At 69.9% G+C, this 25631-nt stretch carries 23 protein-coding genes and 1 pseudogene; 9 read left to right on the top strand and 15 right to left on the bottom strand.

Annotated features, from left to right (window positions below; all coding sequences use genetic code 11):
- Positions 1-18 precede the first annotated feature (18 nt).
- From Q0Q47_RS01450 to Q0Q47_RS01440, 3 genes are all read right to left on the bottom strand, one after another.
- On the bottom strand, positions 19-717 hold the full coding sequence (locus tag Q0Q47_RS01450) for a TetR/AcrR family transcriptional regulator (protein ID WP_293853560.1): 699 nt from the start codon (positions 715-717) through the stop codon (positions 19-21).
- A 117-nt stretch (positions 718-834) separates the two neighbouring features.
- Positions 835-1626 carry an SDR family NAD(P)-dependent oxidoreductase gene (locus tag Q0Q47_RS01445; protein WP_293853558.1) on the bottom strand — a complete coding sequence of 264 codons (792 nt, stop codon included), beginning with the start codon at positions 1624-1626 and terminating at the stop codon, positions 835-837.
- A gap of 17 nt (positions 1627-1643) precedes the next feature.
- A complete protein-coding gene (locus Q0Q47_RS01440; protein WP_293853556.1) occupies positions 1644-3269 on the bottom strand; it encodes an NAD(P)/FAD-dependent oxidoreductase in 1626 nt (541 codons plus the stop codon).
- Between the two features lie 275 nt (positions 3270-3544).
- On the opposite strand from Q0Q47_RS01440, the gene Q0Q47_RS01435 reads away from it, so the two are divergent.
- Genes Q0Q47_RS01435 through Q0Q47_RS01425 form a run of 3 tightly spaced genes read left to right on the top strand, consistent with a single transcriptional unit; the run spans position 3545 to position 6290 of the window.
- Positions 3545-5311 (top strand): AMP-binding protein, encoded by a 1767-nt coding sequence (locus tag Q0Q47_RS01435; protein WP_293853554.1) that lies wholly within the window; start codon positions 3545-3547, stop codon positions 5309-5311.
- On the top strand, positions 5308-5745 hold the full coding sequence (locus tag Q0Q47_RS01430) for a MaoC family dehydratase (RefSeq protein ID WP_293853552.1): 438 nt from the start codon (positions 5308-5310) through the stop codon (positions 5743-5745). Before Q0Q47_RS01435 ends, Q0Q47_RS01430 begins: the two co-directional genes overlap by 4 nt.
- Positions 5746-5762: 17 nt before the next feature.
- Entirely contained in the window at positions 5763-6290 is a 528-nt protein-coding gene (locus Q0Q47_RS01425) for a MaoC family dehydratase (protein WP_293853551.1), read from the top strand.
- Positions 6291-6462: 172 nt separating this feature from the next.
- On the opposite strand, the gene Q0Q47_RS01420 is transcribed toward Q0Q47_RS01425, so the two are convergent.
- The 8 genes from Q0Q47_RS01420 to Q0Q47_RS01385 form a co-directional block, all read right to left on the bottom strand.
- Complete coding sequence (locus Q0Q47_RS01420) at positions 6463-7236, bottom strand: MBL fold metallo-hydrolase (RefSeq protein ID WP_293853549.1); 774 nt, start codon at positions 7234-7236, stop codon at positions 6463-6465.
- 57 nt (positions 7237-7293) lie between these two features.
- On the bottom strand, positions 7294-8490 hold the full coding sequence (locus tag Q0Q47_RS01415; protein ID WP_293853547.1) for a Xaa-Pro peptidase family protein: 1197 nt from the start codon (positions 8488-8490) through the stop codon (positions 7294-7296).
- Between the two features lie 162 nt (positions 8491-8652).
- Entirely contained in the window at positions 8653-9870 is a 1218-nt protein-coding gene (locus Q0Q47_RS01410) for a M20/M25/M40 family metallo-hydrolase (protein WP_293853546.1), read from the bottom strand.
- A 35-nt stretch (positions 9871-9905) separates the two neighbouring features.
- Positions 9906-11567: an ABC transporter ATP-binding protein gene (locus Q0Q47_RS01405; protein WP_293853544.1), complete on the bottom strand. Its 1662-nt coding sequence runs from the start codon at positions 11565-11567 to the stop codon at positions 9906-9908.
- The gene (locus Q0Q47_RS01400; protein WP_293853542.1) at positions 11564-12382 is read right to left on the bottom strand and encodes an ABC transporter permease; all 819 of its coding nucleotides are present in this window, start codon (positions 12380-12382) and stop codon (positions 11564-11566) included. Before Q0Q47_RS01400 ends, Q0Q47_RS01405 begins: the two co-directional genes overlap by 4 nt.
- Positions 12375-13325 carry an ABC transporter permease gene (locus tag Q0Q47_RS01395; protein WP_293853540.1) on the bottom strand — a complete coding sequence of 317 codons (951 nt, stop codon included), beginning with the start codon at positions 13323-13325 and terminating at the stop codon, positions 12375-12377. Before Q0Q47_RS01395 ends, Q0Q47_RS01400 begins: the two co-directional genes overlap by 8 nt.
- Before the next feature lie 6 nt (positions 13326-13331).
- Positions 13332-14873, bottom strand: a complete 1542-nt coding sequence (locus tag Q0Q47_RS01390) for an ABC transporter substrate-binding protein (RefSeq protein WP_293853538.1) — start codon at positions 14871-14873, stop codon at positions 13332-13334.
- Positions 14874-14887: 14 nt separating this feature from the next.
- Positions 14888-16075: a Xaa-Pro peptidase family protein gene (locus tag Q0Q47_RS01385; protein ID WP_293853537.1), complete on the bottom strand. Its 1188-nt coding sequence runs from the start codon at positions 16073-16075 to the stop codon at positions 14888-14890.
- Positions 16076-16245: 170 nt separating this feature from the next.
- Here Q0Q47_RS01385 and Q0Q47_RS01380 point away from each other — a divergent pair, with 170 nt between their 5' ends.
- From Q0Q47_RS01380 to Q0Q47_RS01360, 5 genes are read left to right on the top strand one after another with little or no spacing between them, the layout of a single operon-like run.
- Complete coding sequence (locus Q0Q47_RS01380; RefSeq protein ID WP_293853535.1) at positions 16246-16902, top strand: GntR family transcriptional regulator; 657 nt, start codon at positions 16246-16248, stop codon at positions 16900-16902.
- A 21-nt stretch (positions 16903-16923) separates the two neighbouring features.
- A complete protein-coding gene (locus Q0Q47_RS01375) occupies positions 16924-18219 on the top strand; it encodes a Zn-dependent hydrolase (RefSeq protein ID WP_293853534.1) in 1296 nt (431 codons plus the stop codon).
- Positions 18216-19151 carry a hydroxyacid dehydrogenase gene (locus tag Q0Q47_RS01370; RefSeq protein WP_293853532.1) on the top strand — a complete coding sequence of 312 codons (936 nt, stop codon included), beginning with the start codon at positions 18216-18218 and terminating at the stop codon, positions 19149-19151. The genes Q0Q47_RS01375 and Q0Q47_RS01370 overlap by 4 nt, the downstream gene beginning before the upstream one ends.
- Positions 19148-19891: a 5-oxoprolinase subunit PxpB gene (gene pxpB / locus Q0Q47_RS01365; protein WP_293853531.1), complete on the top strand. Its 744-nt coding sequence runs from the start codon at positions 19148-19150 to the stop codon at positions 19889-19891. The genes Q0Q47_RS01370 and pxpB overlap by 4 nt, the downstream gene beginning before the upstream one ends.
- Positions 19888-20886, top strand: a complete 999-nt coding sequence (locus Q0Q47_RS01360) for a biotin-dependent carboxyltransferase family protein (protein ID WP_293853529.1) — start codon at positions 19888-19890, stop codon at positions 20884-20886. The genes pxpB and Q0Q47_RS01360 overlap by 4 nt, the downstream gene beginning before the upstream one ends.
- Here the strand turns inward: Q0Q47_RS01360 and Q0Q47_RS01355 are convergent.
- The 3 genes from Q0Q47_RS01355 to Q0Q47_RS01345 all read right to left on the bottom strand — a co-directional run bounded on the left by Q0Q47_RS01355 (position 20861) and on the right by Q0Q47_RS01345 (position 23595).
- Complete coding sequence (locus tag Q0Q47_RS01355) at positions 20861-21622, bottom strand: LamB/YcsF family protein (protein WP_293853527.1); 762 nt, start codon at positions 21620-21622, stop codon at positions 20861-20863. The two genes, Q0Q47_RS01360 and Q0Q47_RS01355, sit on opposite strands and share 26 nt — an antisense overlap.
- 102 nt (positions 21623-21724) lie before the next feature.
- On the bottom strand, positions 21725-22882 hold the full coding sequence (locus Q0Q47_RS01350) for a Xaa-Pro peptidase family protein (RefSeq protein WP_293853526.1): 1158 nt from the start codon (positions 22880-22882) through the stop codon (positions 21725-21727).
- 2 nt (positions 22883-22884) lie between these two features.
- Positions 22885-23595: a type 1 glutamine amidotransferase gene (locus tag Q0Q47_RS01345; protein WP_293853524.1), complete on the bottom strand. Its 711-nt coding sequence runs from the start codon at positions 23593-23595 to the stop codon at positions 22885-22887.
- Positions 23596-24214: 619 nt separating this feature from the next.
- Between Q0Q47_RS01345 and Q0Q47_RS01340 the strand changes: the two genes are divergently transcribed.
- A complete protein-coding gene (locus Q0Q47_RS01340) occupies positions 24215-25216 on the top strand; it encodes a helix-turn-helix transcriptional regulator (protein ID WP_293853523.1) in 1002 nt (333 codons plus the stop codon).
- A gap of 89 nt (positions 25217-25305) precedes the next feature.
- On the opposite strand, the pseudogene Q0Q47_RS01335 reads toward Q0Q47_RS01340, so the two are convergent.
- Positions 25306-25631, bottom strand: a pseudogene (locus Q0Q47_RS01335) (hypothetical protein); the annotation flags it as partial.

The following is a 25631-nucleotide window of genomic DNA, read 5'->3' as shown; positions in this document are numbered from 1 at the left end:
GCGCCTGCGACAGGCGCGTCAGGCGGTGGGATGCGTTGCGGAGGGCGGGCAGCCGACCATCGTCAGCACGAGCGAGGCCGCTCCGTCCGCGGCCTCTTCCTTCGTCAGGCGTCCGCCGCTGCGGAACCAGACCGGCGCCCAGCCCACGATGCTGCCGATGGCCAGGGCCGCCAGACGGACGTCCGGGATGACGAACTCCTTGTTCGCCACGCCTTCTTCCAGGAGCTGCACGAGCCGGTGATCGAAGTCCCGCCGCATCCGGTTGATGCGGTCGCGGTCCTCCGGCTCCAGCTCCTTCTCCTCGCGGTTGTAGATCACCGCGTGAGCCTGGTTCTCCAGCACCGTCCGCGTGAAGTCGCTCATGACGGTCCAGAGCTTCTGCTTGGCCGTGCCCTGCTGCGTCAGCGTCCTGCTGATCGTCGCATGGGCCTGCAGGATGGCTCGGGAGCAGATCTCGGCCAAAAGCGCGTTCTTCGAGCGGTAGTACTGGTAGATGAAGGGCTTGGTGACACCCAGCGCCTTCGCCACCTCGTCCAGCGTCGTGTGCGCGTAGCCCTGCCGGTAGAACAGGTCTACCGCTGCGGAGAGGATGCGCTCCCGCTTCAGCTGCGAGACGAGATCCCGCATGTCGCCGCCGGATACCGGTGCGGCCTCCTGCTTGCGCGCCGATTTGCGCGACGACCGCTTCGCGGCAGCCGTGGGGGTGCTGTCGGTCATGATGACGAAACTGTCCTTCTGCCTCGCGGCAGACCGCGGGTTCGGTTCGTGAGCCGTGCTTGGTGGTACGACAAAAGCCGCCCGATTGGAAAGCGGTGGAGGTGACGCCGGGAGCGCTCACGAGAAGGCCCCCCCGTTCACGTTCACGCCCTCGCCGACCATGTGGGCGGCGAGATCGGAGGCCAGGAACAGCATCACGCCGGCGACCTCTTCAGGCGTTGCGTAGCGTCCCTGGGGGATGGTCGAGGTCCGGCGCTTGCGCAACGCCTCGAAGTCGCCGCCGGACTGGGACACCTCGATGTCGCGCATCAGGGGGGTGTCGACCGGGCCGGGGCAGACCGCGTTGACGCGGACGCCGCTGCGAGCGACCTCGAGCGCGGCCGTGCGGGTGAGCCCCAGCACGGCATGCTTGCTGGCGACGTAAGGGCCGAGCTGGCGCGTGGCGATGCGCGCGGCGAGCGAGGCCGTGTTGACCACGGCGCCGCTCTTCTGCGCGATCATGACCGGCAGGACGTGCTTCAGGCCGAGGAAGACGCCCTTCACGTTGACGGCCATGACCGCGTCGAACGCGTCCTCGGGCACGTCGACCAGCGGCATGACCGGGCCCTGCCAGCCGGCATTGTTCATGAACACGTCGATACGGCCCCAGCGGTCCATAGCGGCCCGCACGTAGCCGGCGACGTCGTCGCTGCGGGTCACGTCGGCCCTGATCGCGAAGGCCTCGCCGCCGCCGTCCGTCGCCAGCCCTGCCGTCTCGCCGGCCTTGCGCTCGTCGATGTCGACGGCCAGCACCCGCGCCCCGGCGCCGGCCAGCGCCAGCGTCACGGCGCGGCCGATGCCGCCGCCGGCTCCGGTGACGATGGCGGCGCGGCCGGTCAGGTCTATGGTGGAGCGGGGGAGGGGAGCCATGGGGCGGTGGACCGGTCTCAGGCCGCGGGGGCCCGGGTCGCGGACCCGGTTTTCGGGGACAGCTTGAAGCCGGGATAGCCCTCGGCCTCGCTGCGCTCCAGGATCCGGCGATAGCCGCGCACCCCGCCCGAATAGGGCATGAACACGCGCGGCTTACCCGCCACCTCGGCGCCGTTGTAGTAGCTGTCGGCGGTCAGGTAGAGCGTCTCCTTGGCGCGCTCGTTGACGTGGGCGACCCAGGCGCGCTCCGCCTCTTCCTCGGCCTCGAAGGTGCTGAGCCCCTTCTCCCGCATGGTGCGGACGAGGCGGGAGAACCAGTCGATCTGCTCCTCGATGGAGACCATCACGTTGCTGAGCAGCGACGGGCTGCCGGGGCCGCAGACGATGTGCATGTTCGGGAAGCCGTGCACGCCGACGCCGAGCTGCGAGACGGGGCCTGCCGCCCACTTCTCCTTCAGCGTGACGCCGCCGCGCCCGACGATGTCGGGCTTCAGCAGCGAGCCGGTGAAGGCATCGAAGCCGGTGGCGAAGATGACGATGTCGAAGCTGTGGTCCTTCGCCGCCGTGCGGATGCCGTTCGCGGTGAACGCCACGATCGGCGCCTCGCGCAGATCGGCGAGCTCGACGTTGTCGCGGTTGAAGGCCTCGAAGTAGCCGCTGTCGACGGAGGGACGGCGAGCGGCGAAGGCGTGGTCCTTCGGCACGAGCTTCTCGCGCAGGTCCGGCTTCTCGATCTTGGCCGCGATGCGCCGGCGAATGAAGTCGGCGGCGGTGTCGTTGGCGGGCTTCGAGAGGAGGATGTCGAAATAGGCCAGCGCGAAGCCGAAGCCCCAGCGGTTCCAGGCGGCCTCGTAGACCTTCTCGCGCTCTTCCGGCGGCGCGTCGAGCGCCGAGACGCGGTTCGGCTTGAAGCCGAGGCCGGTCGGCGAATTCCGGGCCTGCAGGCGGCGTTCGGCGTAGTTCGCCTTCACCGCCTTGTCCTCCTCGTCGGTGACGGGGGCGTTGGCGGCCGGGATGGAGTAGTTCGCGGTGCGCTGGAAGACGGTGAGGTGGGCGGCCTCGCGGGCGATCACCGGGGTCATCTGCATGCCGGACGAACCGGTGCCGATGATGGCCACCCGCTTGCCGGTGTAGTCGACCTTGTCCTTCGGCCACACGCCGCTGTGGATGATGCGGCCCTTGAAGCTCTCCTGCCCGGGATAGGCGGGAGCCTTGGTGGTCGAGAGCTGCCCGAGGCACAGCACGAGGTGCTTGGCCGACCATTGGCGACCGTCCTGCGACGTCACCGTCCAGCGCTCGGCCGCCTCGTCGAACACGGCCGACGCCATGCGGGTGTTGAGCAGGATGTCCTTGCGCAGGTCGAAGCGGTCGGCGACGTGCTCGATGTAGCGCAGGATCTCGGGCTGGGTCGCGTAGCGCTCGCTCCAGCGCCACTCCTGCTCGAGCTCGGGGGAGAAGCTGTAGGAGTAGTCGTAGCTCTCGACGTCGCAGCGCGCGCCCGGGTAGCCGTTGTGGTACCAGACGCCGCCGATGCCGTCGCTCGCCTCGATGACGAGGACCTTCTCGCCGATGCCGCGGAAGGTGTGGAGAGCGCGCAGGCCGGCGAATCCGGCGCCGACGATCAGGACGTCGAGGGTGTCCACTGTGCAGCCTCCTGCAGTACCCGACGCGCGCCGGCAGACCATCGCGAACTCCGCCCGGAGCCGCTTCGCCGCGCCACGTCGATTGGCATTTCCTACCCGTGGGTAGATTTATGTACGCATTGGTTTGAGTTGGCAAGTGCGATCTTGCGCATGCACGCTGTGGGCATTTTCGCACGCGGCGGGATTGTGGAAAACTGGCCGGTATCGTATGTCTACTCACCAGTAAGAGCGTGGCCGCCGGGCGAGCGAGCGCCGTTTCAAAGGGAGGACGCCGGATGGAGACGCAGGCGCAACCGCAGCCATCGGCGGCCGTCGACCGTGCCCCGGCCTGGCCCTTCGGCTCCGTTTCCGATCGTCAGGCCCGCCTTCGCGACCTCTACCCGGCCTGGACCTCGCATACGCTGGACCGCGTGCTCGACGACATCGCCGCCGCGCATCCCGACCGTCCGCTCGTCGTCACCGACGACCTCGACTGGAGCTACGCCGAGGTGAAGCGCAGGTCCGAGCGCATCGCCGCAGGGCTGGTGGCAGCCGGCGTGAAGCCCGGCGACCACGTCGCGCTGCTGATGGCGAACCATCCCGACTTCGTCGCCATCAAGTTCGGCATCGCGCGGGCCGGCGCCGTCGCCGTGCCGATCAACTTCCTGAACCGCCGCGACGAGCTCAGCTACGTCCTCGCGCAGTCGGACGCGGTCTTCCTGTTCACGATGGATCGCTTCCGCGACCTCGACTATCTCGGCTTTCTCGACGAACTGGCCCCGGGCTGGGAGGGCAGGGCCGGCGGCAGCCGGTTCCCGCGCCTGAAGGCGATCGTCGTCCGGCCCGATGCCGGCATCGCCCCTCGCGGGGGGCTGACCACTCTGGCGGACTTCCAGGAGCAGGCGCCGGCCTGGACGCCGATCGCTCATCCGGGCCCGACCACGAACTCCGACATCATCTACACCTCGGGCACCACCGGCGCCCCCAAGGGCGTCATGCTGACCCACGACATGCTGGCGCGCACCGCGTTCGGCAGCACGTACGGCCGGGCGTTCGAGGACGGGCGGCGCATTCTCTTCTCGCTGCCGATGTACCACGTCTATGGCTATGTCGAGGGCCTGTTGGCCTGCCTCTTCGTGGGCGGCTCCATTGTGCCGCAGCTGAAGTTCGATGCTGCAATGACCCTGCGCGGCATCGAGCGCCACCGGGCGACCGACGTCCTGCTGATCCCCACGATGACTATGGCCCTCCTCGACGAGGTCGCGAAGGCTCCCTACGACCTGTCGTCGTTGCACGCCATGATCTCGTCGGGAGGCCGCTCGCCGTCCTGGATCTGGCAGCGCATCTTCGATGACCTCGGTCCGCACGAACTCACCACGGGCTACGGCATGACCGAGGTCACCGCGTCCGCGACCGTCACGCGTCCTGACGATCCCTTCAAGCGCCTGCTCCACACCAACGGCCGCCTGCGCGACGTGGGTCCGGCGGGCGATTTAGCCAGCGGCGGGCTGCTCGTCTCCTATCGCGTGGTCGAGCCGTTGAGCGGGGAGGTCCTCCAGCCGGGCGAGGTCGGGGAGCTGCAGGCCCGCGGCATCGGGGTGACGGCCGGCTACTACAACAAGCCCGACGAGACGGCCGCAGCTTTCACGGCGGACGGCTGGCTTCGCACCGGCGATCTCGGCCGCGTCGACGAGGAAGGCTATCTCACCCTCGTCGGCCGGCTGAAGGAATCCTACCGCTGCGGCGGCGAGCAGGTCCTGCCCTCCGAGATCGAGGACCTGCTGGTCACCCATCCTGCGGTGTTCCAGGCCCATGTCGTGCCGGTTGCCGACGAGCGCATGGGCGAGATCGGGGTGGCCTGCATCGTGCTCCGCAACGACGCGGCCGTGACCGCGCAGGAGCTCATCGCCTTCTGCGCCGCGCACCTCGCGCGCTTCAAGGTCCCGCGCCACGTGGTGTTCCTGCGCGGTGACGAGATCCCGGTGACGCCCTCCGGGCGGGCCCGCAAGTTCCTGCTCGCCGACATCGTGCGCGAGCGCCTGAACCTCGGAAAGGCATCATGACCACCACCAGCACCCCGGTCCGGCGGATCACCGTCGACACGCCGGTCGGCTTCGAACTGATCGGCGTGAAGAAGAAGGCCGCCATCCAGCTCATGGGCTCGCGCCTGTGGGGGCGCTTCAACCCGAACCACTGGGATCCGGCCTATGCCGGCGAGACGGGGCTCAAGGCTCCGATCCAGACCGGCGAGATGTCCTCGGCCTACATCGCCGAGATGTGCGTGAACTGGTTCGGCGCGGACTTCTTCAAGGGCGCCCGGATCAACTGCAAATACATCGCCTCGACCTTCGCCGGCGAGACCATCGAGACCTTTGGCGTCGTGCGCGAAAAGACCGCCAAGGGCAGCGGCTACCGCTTCACCGTGGACGTCTGGGCCGCCAACGAGGACGGCGAGAAGAAGACGGTCGGCTTCGTCGAAGTCGACGTCGGCGTTTGAGAGACGGAGCAAAGACCATGACCGACCGGACGCAAACGCTCCGCCCCACCACCGTCATCCAGGACGAGCAGACCCGCGCCTTCGTCGAGGGCCTGCAGAACGGCTCGCAGACCTACTGGGACATGATCGAGATCGGATCGGTGCTGTCGCGCGAGCTGACCATCACGCCCGAGCTCGTGATCCTCTATGCCGACGGCGTCGAGGACTACAATCCCTGGTACGAGGGATGGAAGATGAACACGTGGCACATCCCCGGCGAATCGCCCTTCGGCGGCGCCATCGTGCCGCCGCTGATGATGTCCCACTTCGTGCTCTGCGTGCAGTTCGACCACACCAAGCCCTTCGCCATCGGCTCGATCCACACCTTCCACGACACGGAAATCCTCGCCCCGATCCCCGTCGGCGCCACGGTGCGGATCGATGCGAAGGCCGTCGACAAATACGAGAAGCGCGGCCGCCGCTACGTCCGCCACGAGGTCACCGTCGAGGACGTCGCCACGGGCACCCTCTACATGCGCGAGCTCAGGGACATCCTGTCTTTGTAACGCCGCTGCCCGCCGATTGTGCGCCCCCCTCTCAGCCGTCCTGCCCGGGCTCGGCCCGGGCATCCACGACTGAGCCGGGGCCATCCTCAGTCGTGGATGGCCGGGCCAAGCCCGGCCAGGACGCGGAGAGGACGAGCAGGTTGGACTTGTTGGAGCACCATCCCGCCGCGGCTTACACCGCCAGGTCGATCTCCGTCAGCGTCTGCATGTCCCTGGCGTACCAGGCCCGGATGCCCGCCTTGCGCCGCCCGAGATAGCGCGGCGCGTCGCCGTCCAGCACCATGGGCATGTCGTGCCCCGGGATCACGACGGTGCCCGGCCGCTGCCGCCACAGCCCCCAGATCATCTCGATCGAGGCTTTGCTCACCGCCGCGTCGTAGGTCATGTCCGTGTCGCGCGAGATGAGTTCGGCCCGGTTCTTGGCCGCGTCGCCCGTGAACACGTAGTCGCGTTCCGGCGTGCGCCAGTGGAACACGAGGCAGCCCGGCGTGTGGCCCGGCGCGATGTGCGCCGTCATGCCGGGGAACACCGTCGAGCCGTCGGCGACCTTTTCGCAGGTCGCCCAGTCGTCGAGCGCGCGGACGTAGAACTCCGGCACCGGCGTCTCGCCCCAGGGCTGCTCCAGCGCCCACGCCATCTCCACGGCGCCGACCACGATGCGCGCGTGGCGGAAGAGGGGCCAGTTCACCGAGTGGTCGAAATGGGAGTGGGTCAGCAGCAGGTCGGTGACGTCGGCGGGCGTGAGTCCGCGTCCGCGCAACTGCTCCATGACGAGCCCCCGCATGCCGAAGTTGCCGGCGTCGATCAGCGCCGTGCGTCCTTCGGCGCGGATCAGGGCCACGGTGCTCCAGCCGAGTCCGCCGTGGCAGACGGACTTGCCCGGAAAGCCGCAGACCATGATGTCGACGGCGTCGAGCGCCGGATCCGGTTCGCCGATGGATTGCATGCTGGTTCCTCCTCCCCCGAAGCCTAGAGGGCTCCGGTCGGGCTGGCCAGCTTGCCGCTACCGCTGGTGCAGCACCAGCGGGATGTCGCTGAGCCGCTCGGCGGCCCCGTCGGTGATCACGAAGGTCTGCCCGACGCCCGCGGCGAGGCCCGTGCGGGTGTCGGGGATCATGATGTGCACGAAGAACACCATGCCCGGCTGCATGACGAGGCGGTTGCCGGAGTAGATCATCGGCGGCACGTCCATCCAGGTCGGGCGGAAGGTGCAGCCCAGCGCATAGCCGCAGGCGGCGAAGCGTTCCGTGGCGAAGCCCGCCCCGTCGAGCACGCGGCGGTGAATGTCGTCCAGCGTGCCGAGTTCGCGCCCGGCGCGCGCCGCCTCCACAATCTCGTCGAGCGCCGCGGCGGCCACCGTGACCATGTCGCGCTGGCGCGGGTCGACCGGGCCGATCGCCACCGTGTGCTCGATGCAGACGTGGTAGCGGCAGTAGGAGGCGCCGAGCTCGATCATCAGCTGGTCGGTGTCGCCCATGCGCCGCGGCCCGCCGACGCCGCGGCCGAACAGGGCGCGCGGGCCGGAGTTCACCAGCGGCCCGGTGGCCGGCATCTCCGCCCCCTCGGCGAGCATGGCGCCGACGCCCGCCGCCGTGACGGCGCTGTCGAGGATGTTCGGCCGGGTGGCATCGATCATCGCCCGCGTGGCCACGTCCGCCAGCCGGCCCGCCTCGCGCACGTAGACGAGTTCGGCCGGCGACTTGGTCAGCCGCAGCGTCCGCACGAGGTCGGACGCGTCCGTCAGCGCGCAGACCCCGTCGAGCGCCGCCTCCACCTCGCGGCAGTTCGCGCCGGTCAGTCCATGCGTGGCGAACTCCACGCCGACCCTGGCGCCCTTGAGCCCCAGCTCCTCCAGGATGCCGCGCAGCTCGAGGGCAGGGCGCGCGCCCTCCGCGTTCAGCCAGACGCGGACGTCGTCGTAAAGCGAGGAGACCAGGGCCTGCCGCAGGTCGGGCCGGCGCGTCAGGAGCACGGTGGGCCGCTCGTCCGCGGTCACGACCCCGACCTGGAAGAAGACGTAGCCCGAGGTGTCGAAGCCGGTGAGGTAGTAGTGGCTCTCCTGCGCGAACACGAGCAGCGCATCGAGCCCGCGGGCCTTCAGCTCCCTGCGGGCACTGGCGAGACGGCCGGCATGCTCGGCGGCCTCGAAGCGCAGCGTGACCTCGCGGCCGGAGGGGGTGGTCGCCTGGTACTCGGCCATGGTCGGGCTCCTTGTGTTCTGGGCTATCGGCTCGCTCTCTCCACCGTCCTGGCCGGGCTCGGCCCGGGCATCCACGAATTCAGGACGGCCCCGGCAAAGGCGTGGATGCCCGGGCCGAGCCCGGGCAGGACGAGCTTGGAGATTGAAGGGACCTGGCGGCCCTCACGCCACTTCGCAGATGTCGAGGATGGTGAGCAGGTACACCCGCACCATGTCGAGGTAGTCGGCGATGTCGACGCGCTCGTCGGGCATGGTGTTGTAGCGCCCGCCCGGGCCGCACACGATGCCTTCCATGCCGAGCTCGTTGTAGAAGTGGCCCGCGTCGGTGCCGTAGAAGCCCGGCGGGGTGATGGCGCCGGTCGGCTGGGGCACGCCGCGCACGGTCTCGTAGGCCTTGTTGATGGCCTTCACGATGCGGGCGTTCTTGTCGACCTGGAAGAAGGGCATCAGCGGCTGGCCGTCGGTTGTCTCGCGCTCGACCGTGGCCTTGAGGCCCGGGAAGCGCTGCTCCAGGCCGTCGAGCGCCTTGCGCAGATCCGCGAGCGCGTTGGCCTCGGTCTGGCCGGGGGCGTAGCGGCCCGAGCCCTTGATGCGCACGACGTCGGCGACCTGCGGCGGGCGCCACTCGTGGAACTCCTTGCCGAGCGCCCCGCGCACCACGCCCACATGCACCCGGTTGATCGAGCGGTGCTCGTCGCTGGGCGCGTCGGAGAAGGTCATGGCGTTGAGGCGCGGGATGAGGTCGCAGGCCGCCATGATGGCGTCCACCGCCTGCTCGCGCTTCGACATGTGGCGGGTGATGCCCTGCAGCTCGATGATGAAGGTGAAGGCCGCCGCGTGCATCGTCAGCGCCTGCAGGTCGGTGGGTTCGCTGTTGACGAAGTAGTCGGCCCGCACGCCCTGCCTGATCGCCGCCAGCGTGCCGACGCCGCCCTGCAACTCGCCGATGACGAAGGTCAGGATCACGTCGCCCTTCAGCTTCACGCCGGCATCGATCAGCGTCTTCACGGCGCAGTAATAGGCCGCGTCGCCCGCCTTCATGTTCGACACGCCGATGCCGTAGATGAACTTGTCGTCGACGAGCCCGCCCCAGGGGTCGACGGTCCAGCCCTCCGTGACGGGGTTGGTGTCGACATGCCCGTTGAAGAGCAGGCTCTTGCCGCCGCCCTGGCCTTTCCAGCGGCCTATGGCGTTGAAGCGGCTCTCCTGCACCGGGGTCATCTCGGCCTCGAGGCCGATGCCGCGCATGGAGGCGACCATGTGCTCGACGAGCTTCCGCTCGCCCTCGGTCTGCGTGTAGCTCTTGTGGCGCACCATGCCGGCGAGGAAGTCGAGGCAGGCCTTCTCGTCGATGCGGGCGAGGATCGCTTTCGGGTCCATGGCAAGGTGTTCCTTGGCGGAGTGTCCTTGGAATCTCAGCCGCCCGCGGGCGCGGGAACGGCGTCGAGGAGGCTGCGCGTGTAGGGGTGCCGGTCGGGGGCGTCGCACTGGTCGACGTCGAACACGTCGACGCATTCGCCGCGGTACATCACCAGGATGCGGTGCGCGAGCTGCCGCACGAGGTTGATGTCGTGGGTGATGAACAGGCAGGTCGAGCCGGTGCGCGCCTGCAGGTCGACCAGCAGTCGGGCGATCGCGGCCTGCACCGACACGTCGAGCGAGGAGGTGACCTCGTCGCACAGCACCACGTCCGGCTCCGAGGCGAAGGCGCGGGCGATGGCCACGCGCTGCTTCTCGCCGCCCGAGAGCTGGTGCGGGTAGCGCAGCGCGAAGTCCTTCGGCAGCAGCACCTGCTCGAGGAGCTCCGCCACGCGGGCATCGAGGCCGCCCTCGGGCACGAGGCCGTAAAGCTTCAGCGGCCTCGACAGGATGGTTCGGATGCGCTGGCGCGGGTTGAGCGAGCCGTCCGGGTTCTGGAAGATGATCTGGACGCGCCTGCGGTAGGCGCGGTCCAGCGCCTCGCGCGAGCCGAAGCTGCGATCGCCGAGCTTGACCGTGCCGTCGAAGGCGTTGAGGCCGGCGATGGCCCGCGCGATGGTCGACTTGCCCGACCCGGACTCGCCGACGATGCCCAGGATCTCGCCCTTGCGCGCGGTCAGCGTCACGTCGCGGGCGCCGACCACTTCCGACTGGCGGCGTCCCAGCAGGCGCTCGACGAGCGTGCTCTCGCCGTAGCGGATGGTGGCCTTGTCGAGCCGCAGGAGCGGCTCGCCGGTGGCCGCCGGCACGTTGTGGACGAGGCGGTGGGTCGGGCGGGGGACGGCGGCGATGAGGCGGCGCGAGTAGTCGTCCCGCGGCGCGGAGAACACCTGCTGCGCCGGGCCCTGCTCGACGATGGTGCCGCGGTGGATGACCGCGAGATCGTGGGCGATGCGCGAGACGAGCGCGAGGTCGTGCGAGATGTAGAGCGCCGCGACGCCGGTCTCGTCCTGCAGCTTGACGAAGAGGTCCTGGATCTGCCGGGCGGTGATCACGTCGAGAGCCGTGGTCGGCTCGTCGAAGATGATGCATTCCGGGTTGCAGGCGAAGGCGGTGGCGATCACCACGCGCTGCTTTTCGCCGCCCGAGGCCTGGTGCGGGTAGCGGCCCATCATGTCGGCCGGCCGGCTGATGCCGGTGCGGGCCAGCAGCGCCTCGCCTTGATCGCGCGCCTCCTTCTCGGAGAGGCCGCGATGGCGCACCAGCACCTCGGCGAGCTGCTGGCCGAGCGTCAGCGTCGGGTTCAGCGAGGTGCTCGGGTCCTGGAACACCATGCCGATGCGCCGGCCGCGAATGTCGCGGATCTGCGCCGGCGTCTTCGTGCGCAGGTCCTCGCCCGAGATCAGCAGTTGGCCCGCGCCCTCGCGGGCATTGCCGGCCAGGTAGCGCAGGATGGCCCAGGCGAGCGACGTCTTGCCGGACCCGGACTCGCCCACGAGCCCAAGCGTGCGCCCATGCCGGACGGCGAGGTTGATGTCCTTCAGCGCATGGAAGAGGCCAGCGGGGGTCTCGTAGGCCAGCGAATAACCGCGCACCTCCAGCACGGCGGGCGCGGCCTCGCGTCCGCTCCCCTGCGCGATGTTGGGTGCCGCGCTCACCGGCGCCCCCGCGGGTCGATGAGGTCGCGCAGCGCGTCGCCGAACAGGTTGAAGCCCAGCGCGGCGATGGCGATGGCGGCCCCGGGGGCCGCGACGCACCAGGGATTGCGGAACATGTATTGGCGGGCCTCGGCGATCATCAGGCCCCACTCGGTGCTCGGCGGCTGGGCGCCCAGCCCGAGGAAGCCCAGCGTCGCGCCGAGCATGATGGCGAAGGAGACGCGGATGGTCGCCTCGACGATCAGCGGCCCCAGGGCGTTCGGCAGCACCTCCGCGCCGATGATGTAGGCCCGGCTCTCGCCGCGCGCGACGGCGGCCTGCACGAACTCGCGGGTGCGGACCGACAGGACGGCGCTGCGCGAGATGCGCGCCATGCCGGGCGTGAAGGCCACCGCCACCGCCAGCAGCGCGTGCCCGGCGCCGCCGCCCAGCACGGTGACGATGAGCAGCGTGAACAGGAGGTCGGGCACGGCCAGCAGCCCGTCGACGAGGCGCATGATGAGGCTGTCGATCCAGCCGCCCACCACGCCCGCGGTGATGCCGATCATGGCCCCGAAGCCGACGCCCAGCAGGGTGGCGCTCACCCCGAAGGCGACCGTGGTGCGCGCCCCGTTCAGGATGCGCGAGAAGAGGTCGCGCCCGAACTGGTCGGTGCCGAGCCAGAACGACGCGGACGGACCCTGCAGGCGCGTCGCCGGATGGAAGAGCTGCGGGTCGTGCGGCGCGAGAAAGGACCCGAAGAGGGCGGCGAGCAGTACGACGGCCAGCAGGATGGCGCCGGCGAGGCCCGTCGGGTGGCGCAGGAGGTCACGCATAGCGCACCCGCGGGTCGAGCGCGGCGATCACGATGTCGGAGATGAGGTTCGACAGGGCGTAGACGCCGGCGAGCACCAGCGTGGTCGCCTGGATGACCGGCAGGTCGCGGTTCTGCAGGGCGTAGATCATGAGCCGGCCGAGCCCCGGCCAGGCGAAGACCTCCTCGACCACGATGATGCCGCCGAGCAGGTAGCCGATGTCGAGCGAGATCACGGCGACGGCCGGGGCCATGGCGTTGCGCAGCGCATGGCGCCGGATCACGGTGAATTCGGAGAGGCCCTTCAGGCGCGCGGCGCGGATGTAGTCGCTGGCCAGCACGTCCGACATCTCGCTGCGCACCTGCCGGGCGATGTGCGCGGTGAGGATGAGGCAGAGCGTCAGGGCCGGAAGCACCATGTGGTAGAGGAAGCCCGGCAGGCTCTCGCCCGGCGGGGTGTAGCCGCCGGCCGGGAAAAACTGGCGTTCGGGCGCCGCGAGGAAGACGAGCAGGATCGTCGCCGTGACGAACTCCGGCACGCAGGTCCCGAGATAGGCGAACAGGCTGATGACGAGGTCGCCCCACGTGCCGCGCTTCATGGCGGCGACCACGCCCATCGGGATGGCGATGAGCGTGACGGCGACGAGGGCGGCGGCGGCAAGCGCCAGCGAGCGCCAGAAGGCCTCGGCGATCAGCGCGCTGACGGGAACGGACAGGCGCATCGAGATGCCCCAGTCCCCCGAGAGGATGCCCTGGATCCAGCTCAGATACTGCGCCCACCACGGCCTATCGAGGCCGAGCTGCAGCTCCAGCGCCTTCAGCTGGTCCGGGGTGGCGTATTCGCCCAGGATCATGACCGCGGCGTTGCCCGGCAGGATCTGGGTGATGCCGAAGACCGTCGCGGAGACGATCCACAGCACCACCAGCACCGAGAGCAGGCGCCGGGCGAGGTAGCCCGCGTTCATGGCCGGTCAGGCCCGCTGCACCCACACGTCCTCGACGTAGAAGGTCCGCGACAGCGGGCTGCTGGTCCAGTTCTTCACGTGCGAGCGGCTGGCCGTCAGCACGTCCTGGAAAAACGGGATGATCGAGGGCCGGTCGCGGACCATGAGTTCCTGCGCCTGCTTGTAGATGGCGCGGCGCTCGGCGTCGTCGGGCGAACTGCGGCCCTTCTTCACGAGGTCGTCGAACTCCTGGTTGTTCCAGGCCGTGTCGGCGAAGGCGGCATCGGTCGTGAAGAGCAGCGTGAAGGCCGCGTCCTCGGTCGCCTGCATGCCCCAGTAGCCGATGTAGAAGTTGCCCTTGCGCCAGACATTGGCGAGGTAGGTGTCGTGCGGGATCGTCTGCACGTCGATGTCGAAGCCGGCGGGCTGCGCCATCTGCTTCACCGCGACGCCCACCTGCGAGCGGATCGCCGGGCGGTTGGAGCAGATCAGCGGGATCTTGAGGCCGTTGGTGTAGCCGGCCTCGGCCAGGAGCTTCTTCGCCTTGGCGGGGTCGTAGGGGACCTCGGGCGTGTCGGCGAGGTAGCGGTAGCCGGGCGCGATGACGTTGTCCTTCGCCGGGCGGCCGAGACCGTCGAGCACGAGGTCCACCAGCATCTGCCGGTCGACCGCATGGGCCATGGCGGTGCGCACCCGGATGTCGTCGAACGGCTTGGTGTCCATCCGCATGACGATGTTGGAGAAGCGCCCGCTCGGCACGCGCAGCGCATTGACGCCGGGGGCGGCGGCGATGCGCTTGAAGTCCGCCTGCTGGACTTCCAGCATGGCGTCCATGGCGCCGGAGAGGAAATTGGCGGACTCGGCCGCCAGGTCCGGGAAGAGGTACATCTCGACGCCGTCGAGATAGGGCTTGCCCGGCCTGTAGTAGCCCGTGTGCTTGACGAGCTTGAGCAGGCGCGAGCCGTCGAAGGTCTCGATCTTGAACGGGCCGGTGCCGTTGGCCTTGGTGTCGAGGTTGATCAGCGGCTCCTTCAGCGCCGCCGCCGAGACGATGCGGGCGTTGGCGTGGGCCACGGAGACCGGCAGGTCGGCATTGCCCACCTTCAGGTCGAACTTCACGGTCAGCGGGTCGGGCGCCGTGATGTCGGCGATCATGTCGAGCACGGTGCGCGCCGGCGACTTGGTGGCCGGGTCGAGGATCGCCTTGAAGGTCGCGACAACGTCGGCCGACGTGAAGGGCGAGCCGTCATGGAAGGTCACGTTCGGCCGCAGCTTGAAGACGAAGGTCTTGGCGTCGGGGCTCGCCGTCCACTCGGTGGCGAGTTCCGGCTGCGGCTTCATCTGCGGGTCGAGCCGGGTGAGGCCCGAATAGATCATGTCGACGGCCAGGTATTCCGCCGGACCCGACAGCTGCAGCACGTTGAGCTGCGCGATGCGGACCGAGTGGCTGACCTTGAGAATGCCGCCCGGCTTCGGCGTGGCCGTCTGGGCCTCGGCGAGGCCCGGAAGGGCGGTGGCGCCGGCGATGCCGGCCAGAACCTGGCGTCGATTGATGCTGAACGTGCTCATGCTTGCCATCCCCCTCAAGTGATCACAGTCAAATCGTCCGGCAGCCCGGTCAGGACCTCGGGGGCCCCCTCCGTCACCAGCAGAGTGTGTCCCACGCCCATGGCGTAGCCCGTGTCGCTGTCGCCGATCATGACGTGGTAGAACAGCGTCATGCCCGGCTGGCACGGTGTCGGGTTGCCCGAATAGATCATGGGCGGCACGTCCATGCTGGTCGGCGCGAAGGTGCAGCCCACGGAATAGCCTGTCGCTCCGTAACGGTGCGCCCGGAACCCAGCCTTGTCGAGGCCGTCGGCATGCACGTCGAAGATCTCGCCCAGCGTGGTGCCGGGACGCGCGATCTCGGTCATGCGGCGCAGCGTCTCGCGCGCGGCCTCGTACATGTACCGCTGCCGGTCGGTGGCGTGGCCGAGGATGATCATCCACTCGGTCTTCACGTTGTAGCGGCGGTAGGCGACCGGATATTCGACCAGGATCTGGTCGACCGGCTCCAGGATGCGCGGCATCGACACGCCGCGCCCGTAGACGGCGCGCGGGCCCGAGTTGAAGAGGGGCGCATTGGGCGGCATGTCGCCGCCACCCTCGAGCACCACCTTGAGATAGGCGGCGTTGAGCGAGGCGTCCATGACGCCGGGCTTGGCCGTGGCGATGACGGCTTCGAGCGACCGGTCGAGCAGCGCCGCCGCCTTGCGCACATAGGCGATCTCGGCCGGCGACTTCACGAGCCGCAGCTTGCGGATCATGTGGTCGTCGTTGTCCAGCGTGCAGAAGCCGTCCAGCGTCTTCTGCAGGCGCCACAGGTTCCAGCCGGTGAGGCCGTGGGTGTTGAGCTCCACCGCGAGCCGGCCGCCGCCGAGACCGAGTTCGTCCAGGATGACCCTGAGGTCGCGGGCCGGGTTGGCGTCCTCGGCGTCCCACCAGATCCGGATGTCCTCGATGGTGCTCGTCTGGCGGGCCTGCAGCAGGTCCGGGCGCCGCGTCAGCAGCACGATCGGCCGGTCGTCGGCGGTGACGATCGCGCACTGGAAGAAGACGAAGCCGCCGGTGTCGTAGCCGGTCAGCCAGAAGTGGCTCTCCTGGGCGAAGACGAGCATCGCGTCGAAGCCCTTGGCCCGCAGTTCGGCCCTGAGCCGGGCCTGGCGCGAAAGATGCTCCTCCCGGCTGAACGGCAGATTGGGCGGACCGGTGAACGGAGCAGGCGCCATGCTGGAAAGGCCTCGATCTGGGCAAAGCTTGCCAGAACGCTATGGGGTGGTATACCACCTGTCAACCACTGGAATGCCCAAATCGCGGTCACCGCGGGGCACCCCAGCGACTGAACCTTTTGCATGGCGCCCGTTCAGGGTGCACCGGCGGCAGGAGACCGGTTCGACCGATGCTGATGGTCCCCGAGAAGCGGCTTGCGATTCAGGCCTATGAGCAGGTGCTGGACATGATCATGGGCGGCCAGCTGAAGCCCGGCACGCTCATCCAGGAGCGCCGCCTCGCCGAGCATCTGGGCATGTCGCGCACCCCCATGCGCGACGGATTGCTGATGCTGGAGAGCGAAGGCCTGCTCGAGCGCCAGGGCGCGAAAGGCCTGCAGGTCAAGTATCTTGCGCTCGACGACTTCATCGAGAACCTGAACGTCCGCCGGCTGCTCGAACCCGACGCCGCGCGCGCCGCGGCGGGCCGCGTGCCCGCCGCCGAGATCGACCAGCTGCGCATCCGGCTCGGCGACCTGCTCGACGAGGCGCTCGCCGGCCGTCAGCCGGACCGCGCCGAGGTCCGCTCCGTCGACGACGAGCTGCACGGCGCCATCGGCGCGGCCGCCGGCAATCGCCGCATGGCGGCGATCATCCTGACGCTGCGCCGCCAGACGCAGATCTTCGACCTGCGCAGCGTGCCGGAGCGCTTCGAGTCGACGTGCCGCGAACATCTCGCGATCCTCGACGCGCTCGCCGCGGGCGACGGGGAGGGCGCCGCGGACGCCATGCGCACCCATCTCGATGGCGTGCGCGGCAGCATCGTGGCCCGGCTCTCGGGATCCTGATATGCCGGATCCCGTCAGACCATGAGCGCCGTACGACCGATCGATCCCTTGCTGCCGTCCCCCGACGTCGACCTTGCCGAGCGCCTGTTCGGCGAGCTGCGCGCCCGCACCGGCGATTCGGGCGGCATCACCCGGGCGTCCTACGGCGACGGCGAGCAGCTGGCCCACGACATGGTCAAGCGCGAGGCGCAGGCGCTGGGCCTCGCCATCCGGGTCGACGCGGGCCTCAATCTCGCCCTGACTCTGCCCGGCCGAACGCGCGCGCCGGCGGTGGTGATCGGCTCCCACCTCGATTCCGTGCCCTGCGGCGGCAACTACGACGGCGCGGCCGGGGTCCTGATGGGGCTCGCCGTGGCCGCCGGTTTCCGCAAGGCCGGGCTCGTGCCGTCCCGCGACCTCACGGTGCTGGTGACGCGCGCCGAGGAGAGCACCTGGTTCAACGCCTCCTACATCGGCAGCCGGGGCGTGCTGGGCCTCATCGCCGCCGAAGAACTCGACACCGTCACGCGGTCCGACACGGGGCGCTCGCTGGGCGACCACATCGCCGCGCTCGGCGGCGACCCGGCGGCGCTCGCCCGGGGCGAGGCGATGATGAGCCCCGCCAACGTCGCCTGCTTCATCGAGCCTCACATCGAGCAGGGACCCCAGCTCATCGCGGACGATCGTCCCGTCGGCGTCGTCACCGGCATCCGAGGCAGCTTCCGCCACCGGGCGGCGGCGTGCCTGGGGGCCTACGGCCATTCGGGCACGACCCCCCATGCCCTGCGGCGGGACGCCGTGGTCGGCGCGTCGGCGCTGGTCATGGCGCTGCAGGACCTCTGGGACCGCCTCGAGGCCGCGGGCGAGGATCTCACCGTGACGCTCGGACAGTTCGCGACCGACCCGCGGGAGCACGCCTTCAGCAAGGTGCCGGGCCGGGTGGACTTCGCCCTCGACGTGCGCAGCCAGTCGACGCAGACCCTCGAAACGGTGAAGGCCGAGGCCTATGCCATCGCCACGCGCATCGAGCGGCAGCATCGGGTGCGCTTCGACTGGGGGCCGCTGTCCGGCAGTCGCCCCGCGGTGATGGACGCGGGCGTCGTCGACGGGCTCGTGGCCGCCGCGGAGGCGCAAGGCGTCGCGGCGCCGCGCATGCCGTGCGGGGCAGGGCACGACGCGGCGGTCTTCGCCAATGCCGGGATCCCGTCGGGCATGCTGTTCATTCGCAACGCGAACGGCAGCCATAACCCCCATGAGCACATGGCCATGGCGGATTTTGCCGCGGCCGCTAACGTGCTGTCCCGATTCTGCCTCGAGATCTGCAGCGAGACCCCATGACCGACTGCCTCATCGTCCAGCCGATCGCCGATGTGGGCCTGGACCTGCTCCGCGCGGCAGGGCTGACCCTGCACGTGTGCGACGATCGCAACCTGGCCGCGATGGCACCGCATCTCGCCACGGCCATCGCCGTCGTGACGCGCGATGCCGGCTTGTCGGCCGAGGCGATCGCCATCGCGCCGTGCCTCAAGGTCATCGGCGTGCACGGGACCGGCACCACGGCCGTCGCCAAGGACGCGGCCGCGGCGCGCGGCATCGCCGTGGTCAACACGCCCGGCGCCAATGCCCAGTCCGTCGCGGAACTCGCCATCGGCCTGATGCTCGCCTGCGCCAGGCGTCTGACCGAGGCCGATCGCGCCGTCCGTTCGGGCGATTTCGGCTGGCGCTATCGCCAGGAAAGCTTCGAGCTGCAGGGGCGCACGCTCGGCGTCGTCGGGTTCGGTCACATCGCCAAGCGCGTCGCCGCGCTCGGCCGGGCCTTCGGCATGGAAGTGATCGGCTGGTCGTCGCGCGCCAATCCCGCCGACATGGCCGCGGAGGGCATCCGTCCGGTCCAGGAACTGGACGAGCTGTGCGCGAGGAGCGACGTGCTGACCCTGCATGCGCTCCCCGGCCCGAAGCCCCTGTTCGATGCCGCCCTCTTCGCCCGGGTGAAGCCCGGGGCCATCCTGGTCAACACGGGCCGCGGCGCGCTGATCGACGAGGCGGCGCTGACCGACGCCTTGACGTCCGGGCAACTCGGCGCCGCCGGGCTCGACGTCTTCGCCGTCGAACCGCTGCCCGCCGACAGTGCCCTTCTGGGCGCACCCAACCTCGTCCTGGCGCCCCACGTGGGCGGTGCGACGGCCGACGCCCTCGACCGAACCGCCAAGGACGTGGCCCGCAAGGTGCTGGCCGTGCTCGACCGGTCCCCGGCGGAGGAGCCCCGGTGAGCGCAGACGCGGTGAGCACCCCGGCGCTCCCGAGACTCCTGCCCTGCGGCGATGCCGCGATCAGCGTCGAGTTCGGCGAGGCGATCGACCCCGACCTGAACACCCGCGTGCTGGCGCTCCAGGCGGCGCTCGCCGACGCGCCCGTGCCGGGCGTCATCGAGACCGTGCCGACCTATCGCGCGCTGCTGGTCCAGTTCGATCCCCTGGCGACGGATGTCGACCACCTCGTCGCCGCCATCCTCGCCGCCTGCCGCGATCCGGCCGGCGCGCAGCGAACCGTCCGGCGGTGGCGCGTGCCGGTCGTCTATGGCGGCGACTTCGGCATCGACCTGGAGACGCTCGCGGCCCATCACGGGATGACGCCGGAGGAGGTCGTGCGTCGGCATTCCGGCGGGCTCTACCGCGTCTACATGATCGGCTTCATGCCGGGCTTCGCCTATCTCGGCGGGCTGGACCCGGCGCTCGCGACCCCGCGCCGCCTCGAGCCACGGCTGGAGACGCCGGCCCAGTCGGTCTCGGTGGGAGGGGCCCAGGCGGCGATCAGCTCGGTCGCGGCGCCCAGCGGCTGGCATCTGCTCGGCCGCACGCCGGCCCGCGCGTTCATGCCGGGGCGCGACCCCGTCTTCCTCTACGAGGCCGGCGACGAGGTCGTGTTCGAGCCCATCGTGGCCGCACGGTGGGACGCCCTCGACGCCGCCGCCGGGCGCGGCGAACCCGTGGCGGAGCTGCTCGCGCCATGACCGCGCTGCTCGTCGTCGCATGCGGGCCCGGCACCAGCCTGCAGGACGGCGGCCGCTTCGGGCTGCAGCGTTTCGGCGTGTCGCCCGCCGGGGCCATGGATCCGCTGGCGCTCGCCATGGCCAACCTTCTCGTCGGCAACGCCGCGGACGTGGCGGCGCTCGAGTTCGGCATGCTCGGCGGCGAGTTCGTGGTGGAGGGCGGCCCGGTGCACGTGGCCGCCGCGGGCGCTGCGCTCGCGGTCGACGGCACGGCGGTCCCGGCGCTGACCTCGGTCGTCGCGGGGGAGGGGGCGCGGGTGCGCCTCGGGCCGGCCCGTGACGGCGTCTACGCCTATCTCGCGGTGGAGGGCGGGTTCGACGTCGCACCCGCGATGGGAAGCCTGTCGCTGCACCGGCGCTCGGCCATCGGTCCGAAGGCGCCGTCCGCCGGCGAGCGGCTCGCGCTCCGGCCCATGGCGGGCGGCGGCGCCAACGTACTGCCCGGCCTGCCACTCGGCGAGGAGGGGCCGATCCGCGTCATCCTCGGGCCCCAGCGCGACCGCTTCACCGATGCGGCCGTCGAGACGTTCCTGTCCGAGCCCTACGCCGTTTCGCCCCGGTCGGACCGCATGGGAACCCGCCTGTCGGGCCCACCGCTGACCCATTCCGCCGGCTACAACATCGTCTCGGACGGCATCGTCACCGGCCACGTCCAGGTCCCGGGCGACGGACAGCCCATCGTGCTGATGCGCGACCGCCAGACCACCGGCGGCTATCCCAAGCTCGCCGGGATCGTCACCGCGGACCTGCCGCGGTTCGCCCAGCTGCGGCCGGGCGCGGTCGTCCGCTTCCGGGCCGTCGATCGGGACGAGGCGTTGGCGGCGCTCAGGGCGCAGCGCGACGCCTTCGCCGCGCTCGCAGGGCAGGTGAGGCCGGTGACGGCGGGCCTGGACACCGAGCGGCTGCTGTCCGTGAACCTGATCAGCGGCGTCACGGCCGATACGGGGTCACCTTGAATCCCGCCTTCTCCAGCTCGCCCCGCAACGTGCGCGCCAGAGCCACCGAGCCGGGGTTGTCGCCGTGGACGCAGACGCTGTCGATGGCCACCTTGAGCGTCTTGCCGTTCAGCGAGGTGATGGCCTGGTCCCGCACGATCCTGAGGACGTGGTCGATCGCCGCCTGCGTGTCGTGGATCACGGCGCCGGGCTTGCTGCGGTCGGTGAGGTTGAACGTGTCGTCGTAGGTCCGGTCCGCGTAGACCTCGCGGATGGCCCGCAAACCGAGCGTTTCGGCCGCCCGCTCCGTCGCCATGCCCGGCATCACCATGTAGAGCAGCGATGGATCGGCCGCCTTGATGGCCCGGCCGACGGCGAGCGCCATCCCGTCGTCCTCGGCCACCATGTTGCCGAGCGCACCGTGGGTCTTCACGTGCGTGACCGGATGCCCGGCCAGCGCCGCCACGGCCTGGAGGGCGCCGATCTGGTAGGCGATCATGTTTTCCAGCTCGCGCAGCGAGATCCCCAGGATGCGCCGGCGGCCGAAGCCCGCGAGGTCCTGGAAGCCCGGATGGGCGCCGATGGCGACGCCCTTCTGCTTCGCCAGCTCCGCCGTCGCGCGCATGATCGAGGGATCGCCGGCGTGGAACCCGCAGGCCACGTTGGCGGTGGTCACGATGGCGAGCATCGCGGCGTCGTCGCCCATGGTCCATGGGCCGAAGCTTTCGCCGAGGTCAGCGTTCAGATCGATGTTCATGGCGAAGGGCCTCAGGCTGGAGCATTTTCCGACGACGTGGATTCCGGTTCGTCAAAAGAAAATGCGACAAAACAGGAAGATAGAACGGTCGACCTGATGCGGTCAGGTCGACCGTTCTGGCGTGACGATGAGCTCGCGCGGATAGGTGGTCAGGCGCTCGTAGCCGGTCTCGGTGATGGCGATGGTCTCCGAGAAACCGAAGGAGTCGGCCAGCACGTAGGTGTGGAACACCATGCCCGGCTCGAAGTTCCAGGTGGCGTGGGGCGAGGCCTCGAGCGGCTCGCCGCCCACCGGCGGCATCATCAGGCCCACCGAGTAGAACGTCTTGTTCGTGTAGTCCTTGCGCAACCCGCGCGACAGGATGCCCTCCCGGTAGATCCGGTCCGGCACCGTCGCGGGGACGCCCGGCGCCACGGCGGCGAGCGCCTCGTCCTGCACCGCGATGATGGCGGCCAGCTTGTCGCGCTCCGCCTGGGTGGCCGTGCCGATCTTGATCGTGCGCATGAAGCGCGCGTGGTAGTGCCGCACCGCAGGCGTGCACTCGCACTGCAGCGTGTCCCCGTGCCGGAGGACCCGGTCGGTGAACCCGCCATGCAGGTGGAAGGCCCGCTCGCCGGACGAGAGGGGCCCGGGCCCCGGGTGATCGCTGCCCGCCCGGATCATGGCCGCGACGATGGCCGCCGCGACGTCCCGCTCGCTGACGCCGGCGCCGGCCGTGGCCCGCGCCGCCGCCATGCCGGCTTCGGCGGCCCTGGCCGCCGCCCGCTGGTAGGCTATCTCGGCCGGGGACTTGACCAGACGCAGCCGACCGACCAGCCCGTCCGCCGCTTCGGCGCGAAGGCCGGGCAGCGCGGCCGCCAGCGCGAACCAGCGCGCCGCCGTCATCTGCCAGGCCTCCATCTCGACGGCGACGCGGGCCGACGCCCCGAGCCGCGCCGCGATGAAGGACGCCGCCGCGGCCGGCACGTCCTCGCCGTCGGCCCACACGCCGTGATCGGAGAACACGCAGGTCCGCTCGAGGTAGTAGCGGGCCACGTCGCGACAGAACACCGACGGGTCGCCCTCGGCGGGAATGAGCGCGAACTGGTAGGTCGAGTACCCCCGGGTGAAGAAGCCGGTCAGCCAGGTGACGGATTCCGGCTGGAAGGCCAGCAGCGCGTCGAGCCCACGAGCCCGCAGCACCGCCTGGACGCGGGCCACCCGGTCCCTGAATTCCGCCGTTTCGAACCAGGGACGCGCGCCTTCGGCATCGGCCTCCATGGTCAAGCCGCCTTGAGCGCGCCTTGCCGGGCCGCCGTCATGAAGTTCACGAGCATGGTGTCCGCTTCCACCGCATCGCGGGCCGCGCGCTGCAGGGCCGGCACGTCGGCGCCGTCGGCCTCGAGCCGGGCCCTCGAGGATTCGAACCAGCCGCGCGCCTGCTCCGCGCTGACCTCGGGGTGGCCCTGGATGCCCCAGGCCGGGTGGCGCGCATGGCGCCAGACATGGTTGGGGCAATCGGGCGACGTCGCGAAGATCACCATGTCGGGATGCGCGGCCTTCACCTCGTCGTTGTGCCACACGAACATGTGGACGGTGTCGCCGAGGTCGCCGGCGACGGGATCCTGCCGTGCCGCCGCCGTCACGGCGAGGTCCATGTAGCCGACCTCGCAGGTCTTGCGCCGGAACACCTGGTCGCGCCCGCACAAGGCCGAGGCGAGGATCTGGCTGCCGAAGCAGATGCCCAGCATCGGCACGCCCCGGCGGGCGAGGTCCTGCAGCCAGGCGTGCTCGCGGTGGATCCAGGGGATGTCCTCGTAGGCGCCGTGGGGCGAGCCCGAGACGAAGCACGCGTCATAGGCGCCGAGCTCGCCGGGATCCTCGCCGCCATAGGCCCAGGTCATCGTCACGTCGAAGCCGGCGTCGGCGAATCGCCGCTCGAGGCCGCTCACGGTGGTGCGGGCGGGGCCGTTCTGGAGATAAAGCAGGCGCATCGCTGGGTTTCCTCGGATCGTCGGCACACGATGGACCGATCGCCGGGCGGGGGCAACGGTCTCCGGGCGCGGCGGCTCGAACGGGCAAGTCCCGCGTCGGGGAGCCGAACGCCCGTGTTATTTATCCGATTGGCGAATGAAACGGCGAATACCGAAGCGATATCGCTGTTGCTCGACGCTTCGAAGTCGATAGATTCCGACGATATGAGACCGGTGAACGGACAGGCACACGCGCTCACGGTCCGCGCGCTCTGCTGCGCACCTCGGGCTATTCGCGTGGAGCGGCGCTCCGTGCAGATGAAATCTCCCCCCGCAGACGAAAAGAATTGAATCTTGCGAATTTATGCTTTGCCTGCTTAGCTCTGACCAAGTCGTCCGTTCGTGGACGGAAATAAAAACAGAATAAGTATGTGGTTTATGCGGTCGTCATTGCATCGGACGAGGTCGGGAGATCTTGGCCGTCACGCGGGGACGACCGGGGCCCCTGGGGCCCATGCCGGGCGGGAACAGGGCGCTGGAGAAGCAATGCCATGGCCGGGTCCGGACGGGCCGGCCTGGCAAGACGAAGTCGCCGGAGCGTTTTTCCCCGTGCCCGCTTTGGCGGGTGGAGCCATGTTCGATGCAGAAAGCCGCAAGTCCCCGGCAAATCGGTCACGTCGACTTCGCCTCGCAGGATGCCGACTACATCTCACAGGTGGTCAGCAAGGTCATCGCCCCCGTCACGGTGACCCCGGTCAGCGGGACACGGCCGATCGAGTACCGGTCGCAGTATGTGTCCTGGTCGGATTTCACCATCGCCCGAAACGCGACGGCGACGGGCCTGACCATCGAGCCCGCGACCGAAGCCAACATCATCACGTGCTTCATTCCGCGGGCCGGGCTCTCGACGATCGAGCTCGCCGACGAGACCCTCGCAAGCGAGCACAACTTCATTCATCTCGTGAGCGGGCGCACCCTGCGCCGGATCACGCTGTCCCCCGGGCGGCGGCAACTTCTCTTCATGGTGACGATCGGCGCGCTCGAACAGCGGCTGACCCAGACGCTGGGCCGGTCGGTGAAGCTGCTGAGCGATGCGAGCCTGACGCTGGATGCCCGCGCGCCGGCCGGCTCGGCGCTGGTCAACTTTTCCTCCGTCATGCTGTCGACCATGCAGCACGTCCCGGCCTTCGAAACGCAGGACATCCTGATGCGCCGCTGCCGCGACGCGTTCGTCGACCTGCTGTGCGGCGCGCTCGGAGCCGAGCAGCTGTCGGCGCTCACCAGCCGCGAAGGCCTTCTGAGCCTGTCCTACGTGCGCGCCGCCGAGGATTTCATGGAGCAGAACTGCCACCTGCCCATCGGCGTTACCGAGGTCGCCGAGCATCTGTCCGTGTCCATCCGGACGCTTCAGCATGCCTTCAAGCGCCACCGTGAGAGGTCTCCGCTGGAGACCCTGACCGCCTATCGGCTGGCCGGGGCGCGCAGCGACATCCTCCTGCGCCCGGACGCGAAGCTCGCCGACATCGCGGTGGCCTGGGGCTTCCCCCACCTGGGGCGTTTCGCCAGCACGTTTCGCCACAAGTTCGGCGAAACGCCGCGCGATCTGCGCAAGAGGGCGCGCAGGCAGATGGGCGTGGACTGACGCGACGACAGGGACGGGAAGGGCCGCGCAGGTCAGCCCGCGCAGCCCAAGTCCCGTCTAGAACCCGTCCCGCCTGGAATCGGTCCCGTCTAGAACTCGTCCCAGGTGCCGGTCCGCGCCGGAGCCTTGGCGAAATCCGGCGCAGCCGCGGAGGCCGTGGCTGCCGCCCTGGCCGGCGTGCGCGGCTTCGTCCCGGCAAAGGCCTGCTGGGCGCGTTCGCGCAGCGCGTGCGTGATCGTGGGCGTTCCGAAGGCTGCCGAGCCCGCTCCGGAGACCTTGAAGGCCGCGACGAGATCGTTGAGGCGCGTGATCTGGTCCGACAGCGACGAAGCGGAAGCCGCGCTCTCTTCGGCCAGGGCGGCGTTCTGCTGGGTCATCTCGTCCATGTGCGCGACGGCCTGGCTCATCTCGTCGA

Origin of the sequence: uncultured Alsobacter sp., assembly GCF_945952055.1 — a bacterium.
In the GTDB taxonomy this organism is placed as follows: domain Bacteria; phylum Pseudomonadota; class Alphaproteobacteria; order Rhizobiales; family Beijerinckiaceae; genus Alsobacter.
This window is presented reverse-complemented; position numbering and strand designations above follow the sequence as displayed.

Excerpts from the sequence above, each read along its gene's own strand:
- Q0Q47_RS01445 (WP_293853558.1), bottom strand. The coding sequence starts at position 1,626 with ATGGCTCCCCTCCCCCGCTCCACCATAGACCTGACCGGCCGCGCCGCC.
- Q0Q47_RS01350 (WP_293853526.1), bottom strand. The coding sequence starts at position 22,882 with ATGGAGGCCGATGCCGAAGGCGCGCGTCCCTGGTTCGAAACGGCGGAA.
- Q0Q47_RS01395 (WP_293853540.1), bottom strand. The coding sequence starts at position 13,325 with ATGAACGCGGGCTACCTCGCCCGGCGCCTGCTCTCGGTGCTGGTGGTG.
- Q0Q47_RS01375 (WP_293853534.1), top strand. The coding sequence starts at position 16,924 with ATGAGCGCCGTACGACCGATCGATCCCTTGCTGCCGTCCCCCGACGTC.
- Q0Q47_RS01380 (WP_293853535.1), top strand. The coding sequence starts at position 16,246 with ATGCTGATGGTCCCCGAGAAGCGGCTTGCGATTCAGGCCTATGAGCAG.
- Q0Q47_RS01385 (WP_293853537.1), bottom strand. The coding sequence starts at position 16,075 with ATGGCGCCTGCTCCGTTCACCGGTCCGCCCAATCTGCCGTTCAGCCGG.
- Q0Q47_RS01430 (WP_293853552.1), top strand. The coding sequence starts at position 5,308 with ATGACCACCACCAGCACCCCGGTCCGGCGGATCACCGTCGACACGCCG.
- Q0Q47_RS01355 (WP_293853527.1), bottom strand. The coding sequence starts at position 21,622 with ATGAACATCGATCTGAACGCTGACCTCGGCGAAAGCTTCGGCCCATGG.
- Q0Q47_RS01370 (WP_293853532.1), top strand. The coding sequence starts at position 18,216 with ATGACCGACTGCCTCATCGTCCAGCCGATCGCCGATGTGGGCCTGGAC.
- Q0Q47_RS01425 (WP_293853551.1), top strand. The coding sequence starts at position 5,763 with ATGACCGACCGGACGCAAACGCTCCGCCCCACCACCGTCATCCAGGAC.
- Q0Q47_RS01435 (WP_293853554.1), top strand. The coding sequence starts at position 3,545 with ATGGAGACGCAGGCGCAACCGCAGCCATCGGCGGCCGTCGACCGTGCC.
- Q0Q47_RS01400 (WP_293853542.1), bottom strand. The coding sequence starts at position 12,382 with ATGCGTGACCTCCTGCGCCACCCGACGGGCCTCGCCGGCGCCATCCTG.
- Q0Q47_RS01410 (WP_293853546.1), bottom strand. The coding sequence starts at position 9,870 with ATGGACCCGAAAGCGATCCTCGCCCGCATCGACGAGAAGGCCTGCCTC.
- Q0Q47_RS01390 (WP_293853538.1), bottom strand. The coding sequence starts at position 14,873 with ATGAGCACGTTCAGCATCAATCGACGCCAGGTTCTGGCCGGCATCGCC.
- Q0Q47_RS01450 (WP_293853560.1), bottom strand. The coding sequence starts at position 717 with ATGACCGACAGCACCCCCACGGCTGCCGCGAAGCGGTCGTCGCGCAAA.
- Q0Q47_RS01420 (WP_293853549.1), bottom strand. The coding sequence starts at position 7,236 with ATGCAATCCATCGGCGAACCGGATCCGGCGCTCGACGCCGTCGACATC.
- Q0Q47_RS01340 (WP_293853523.1), top strand. The coding sequence starts at position 24,215 with ATGCAGAAAGCCGCAAGTCCCCGGCAAATCGGTCACGTCGACTTCGCC.
- Q0Q47_RS01415 (WP_293853547.1), bottom strand. The coding sequence starts at position 8,490 with ATGGCCGAGTACCAGGCGACCACCCCCTCCGGCCGCGAGGTCACGCTG.
- Q0Q47_RS01345 (WP_293853524.1), bottom strand. The coding sequence starts at position 23,595 with ATGCGCCTGCTTTATCTCCAGAACGGCCCCGCCCGCACCACCGTGAGC.
- Q0Q47_RS01360 (WP_293853529.1), top strand. The coding sequence starts at position 19,888 with ATGACCGCGCTGCTCGTCGTCGCATGCGGGCCCGGCACCAGCCTGCAG.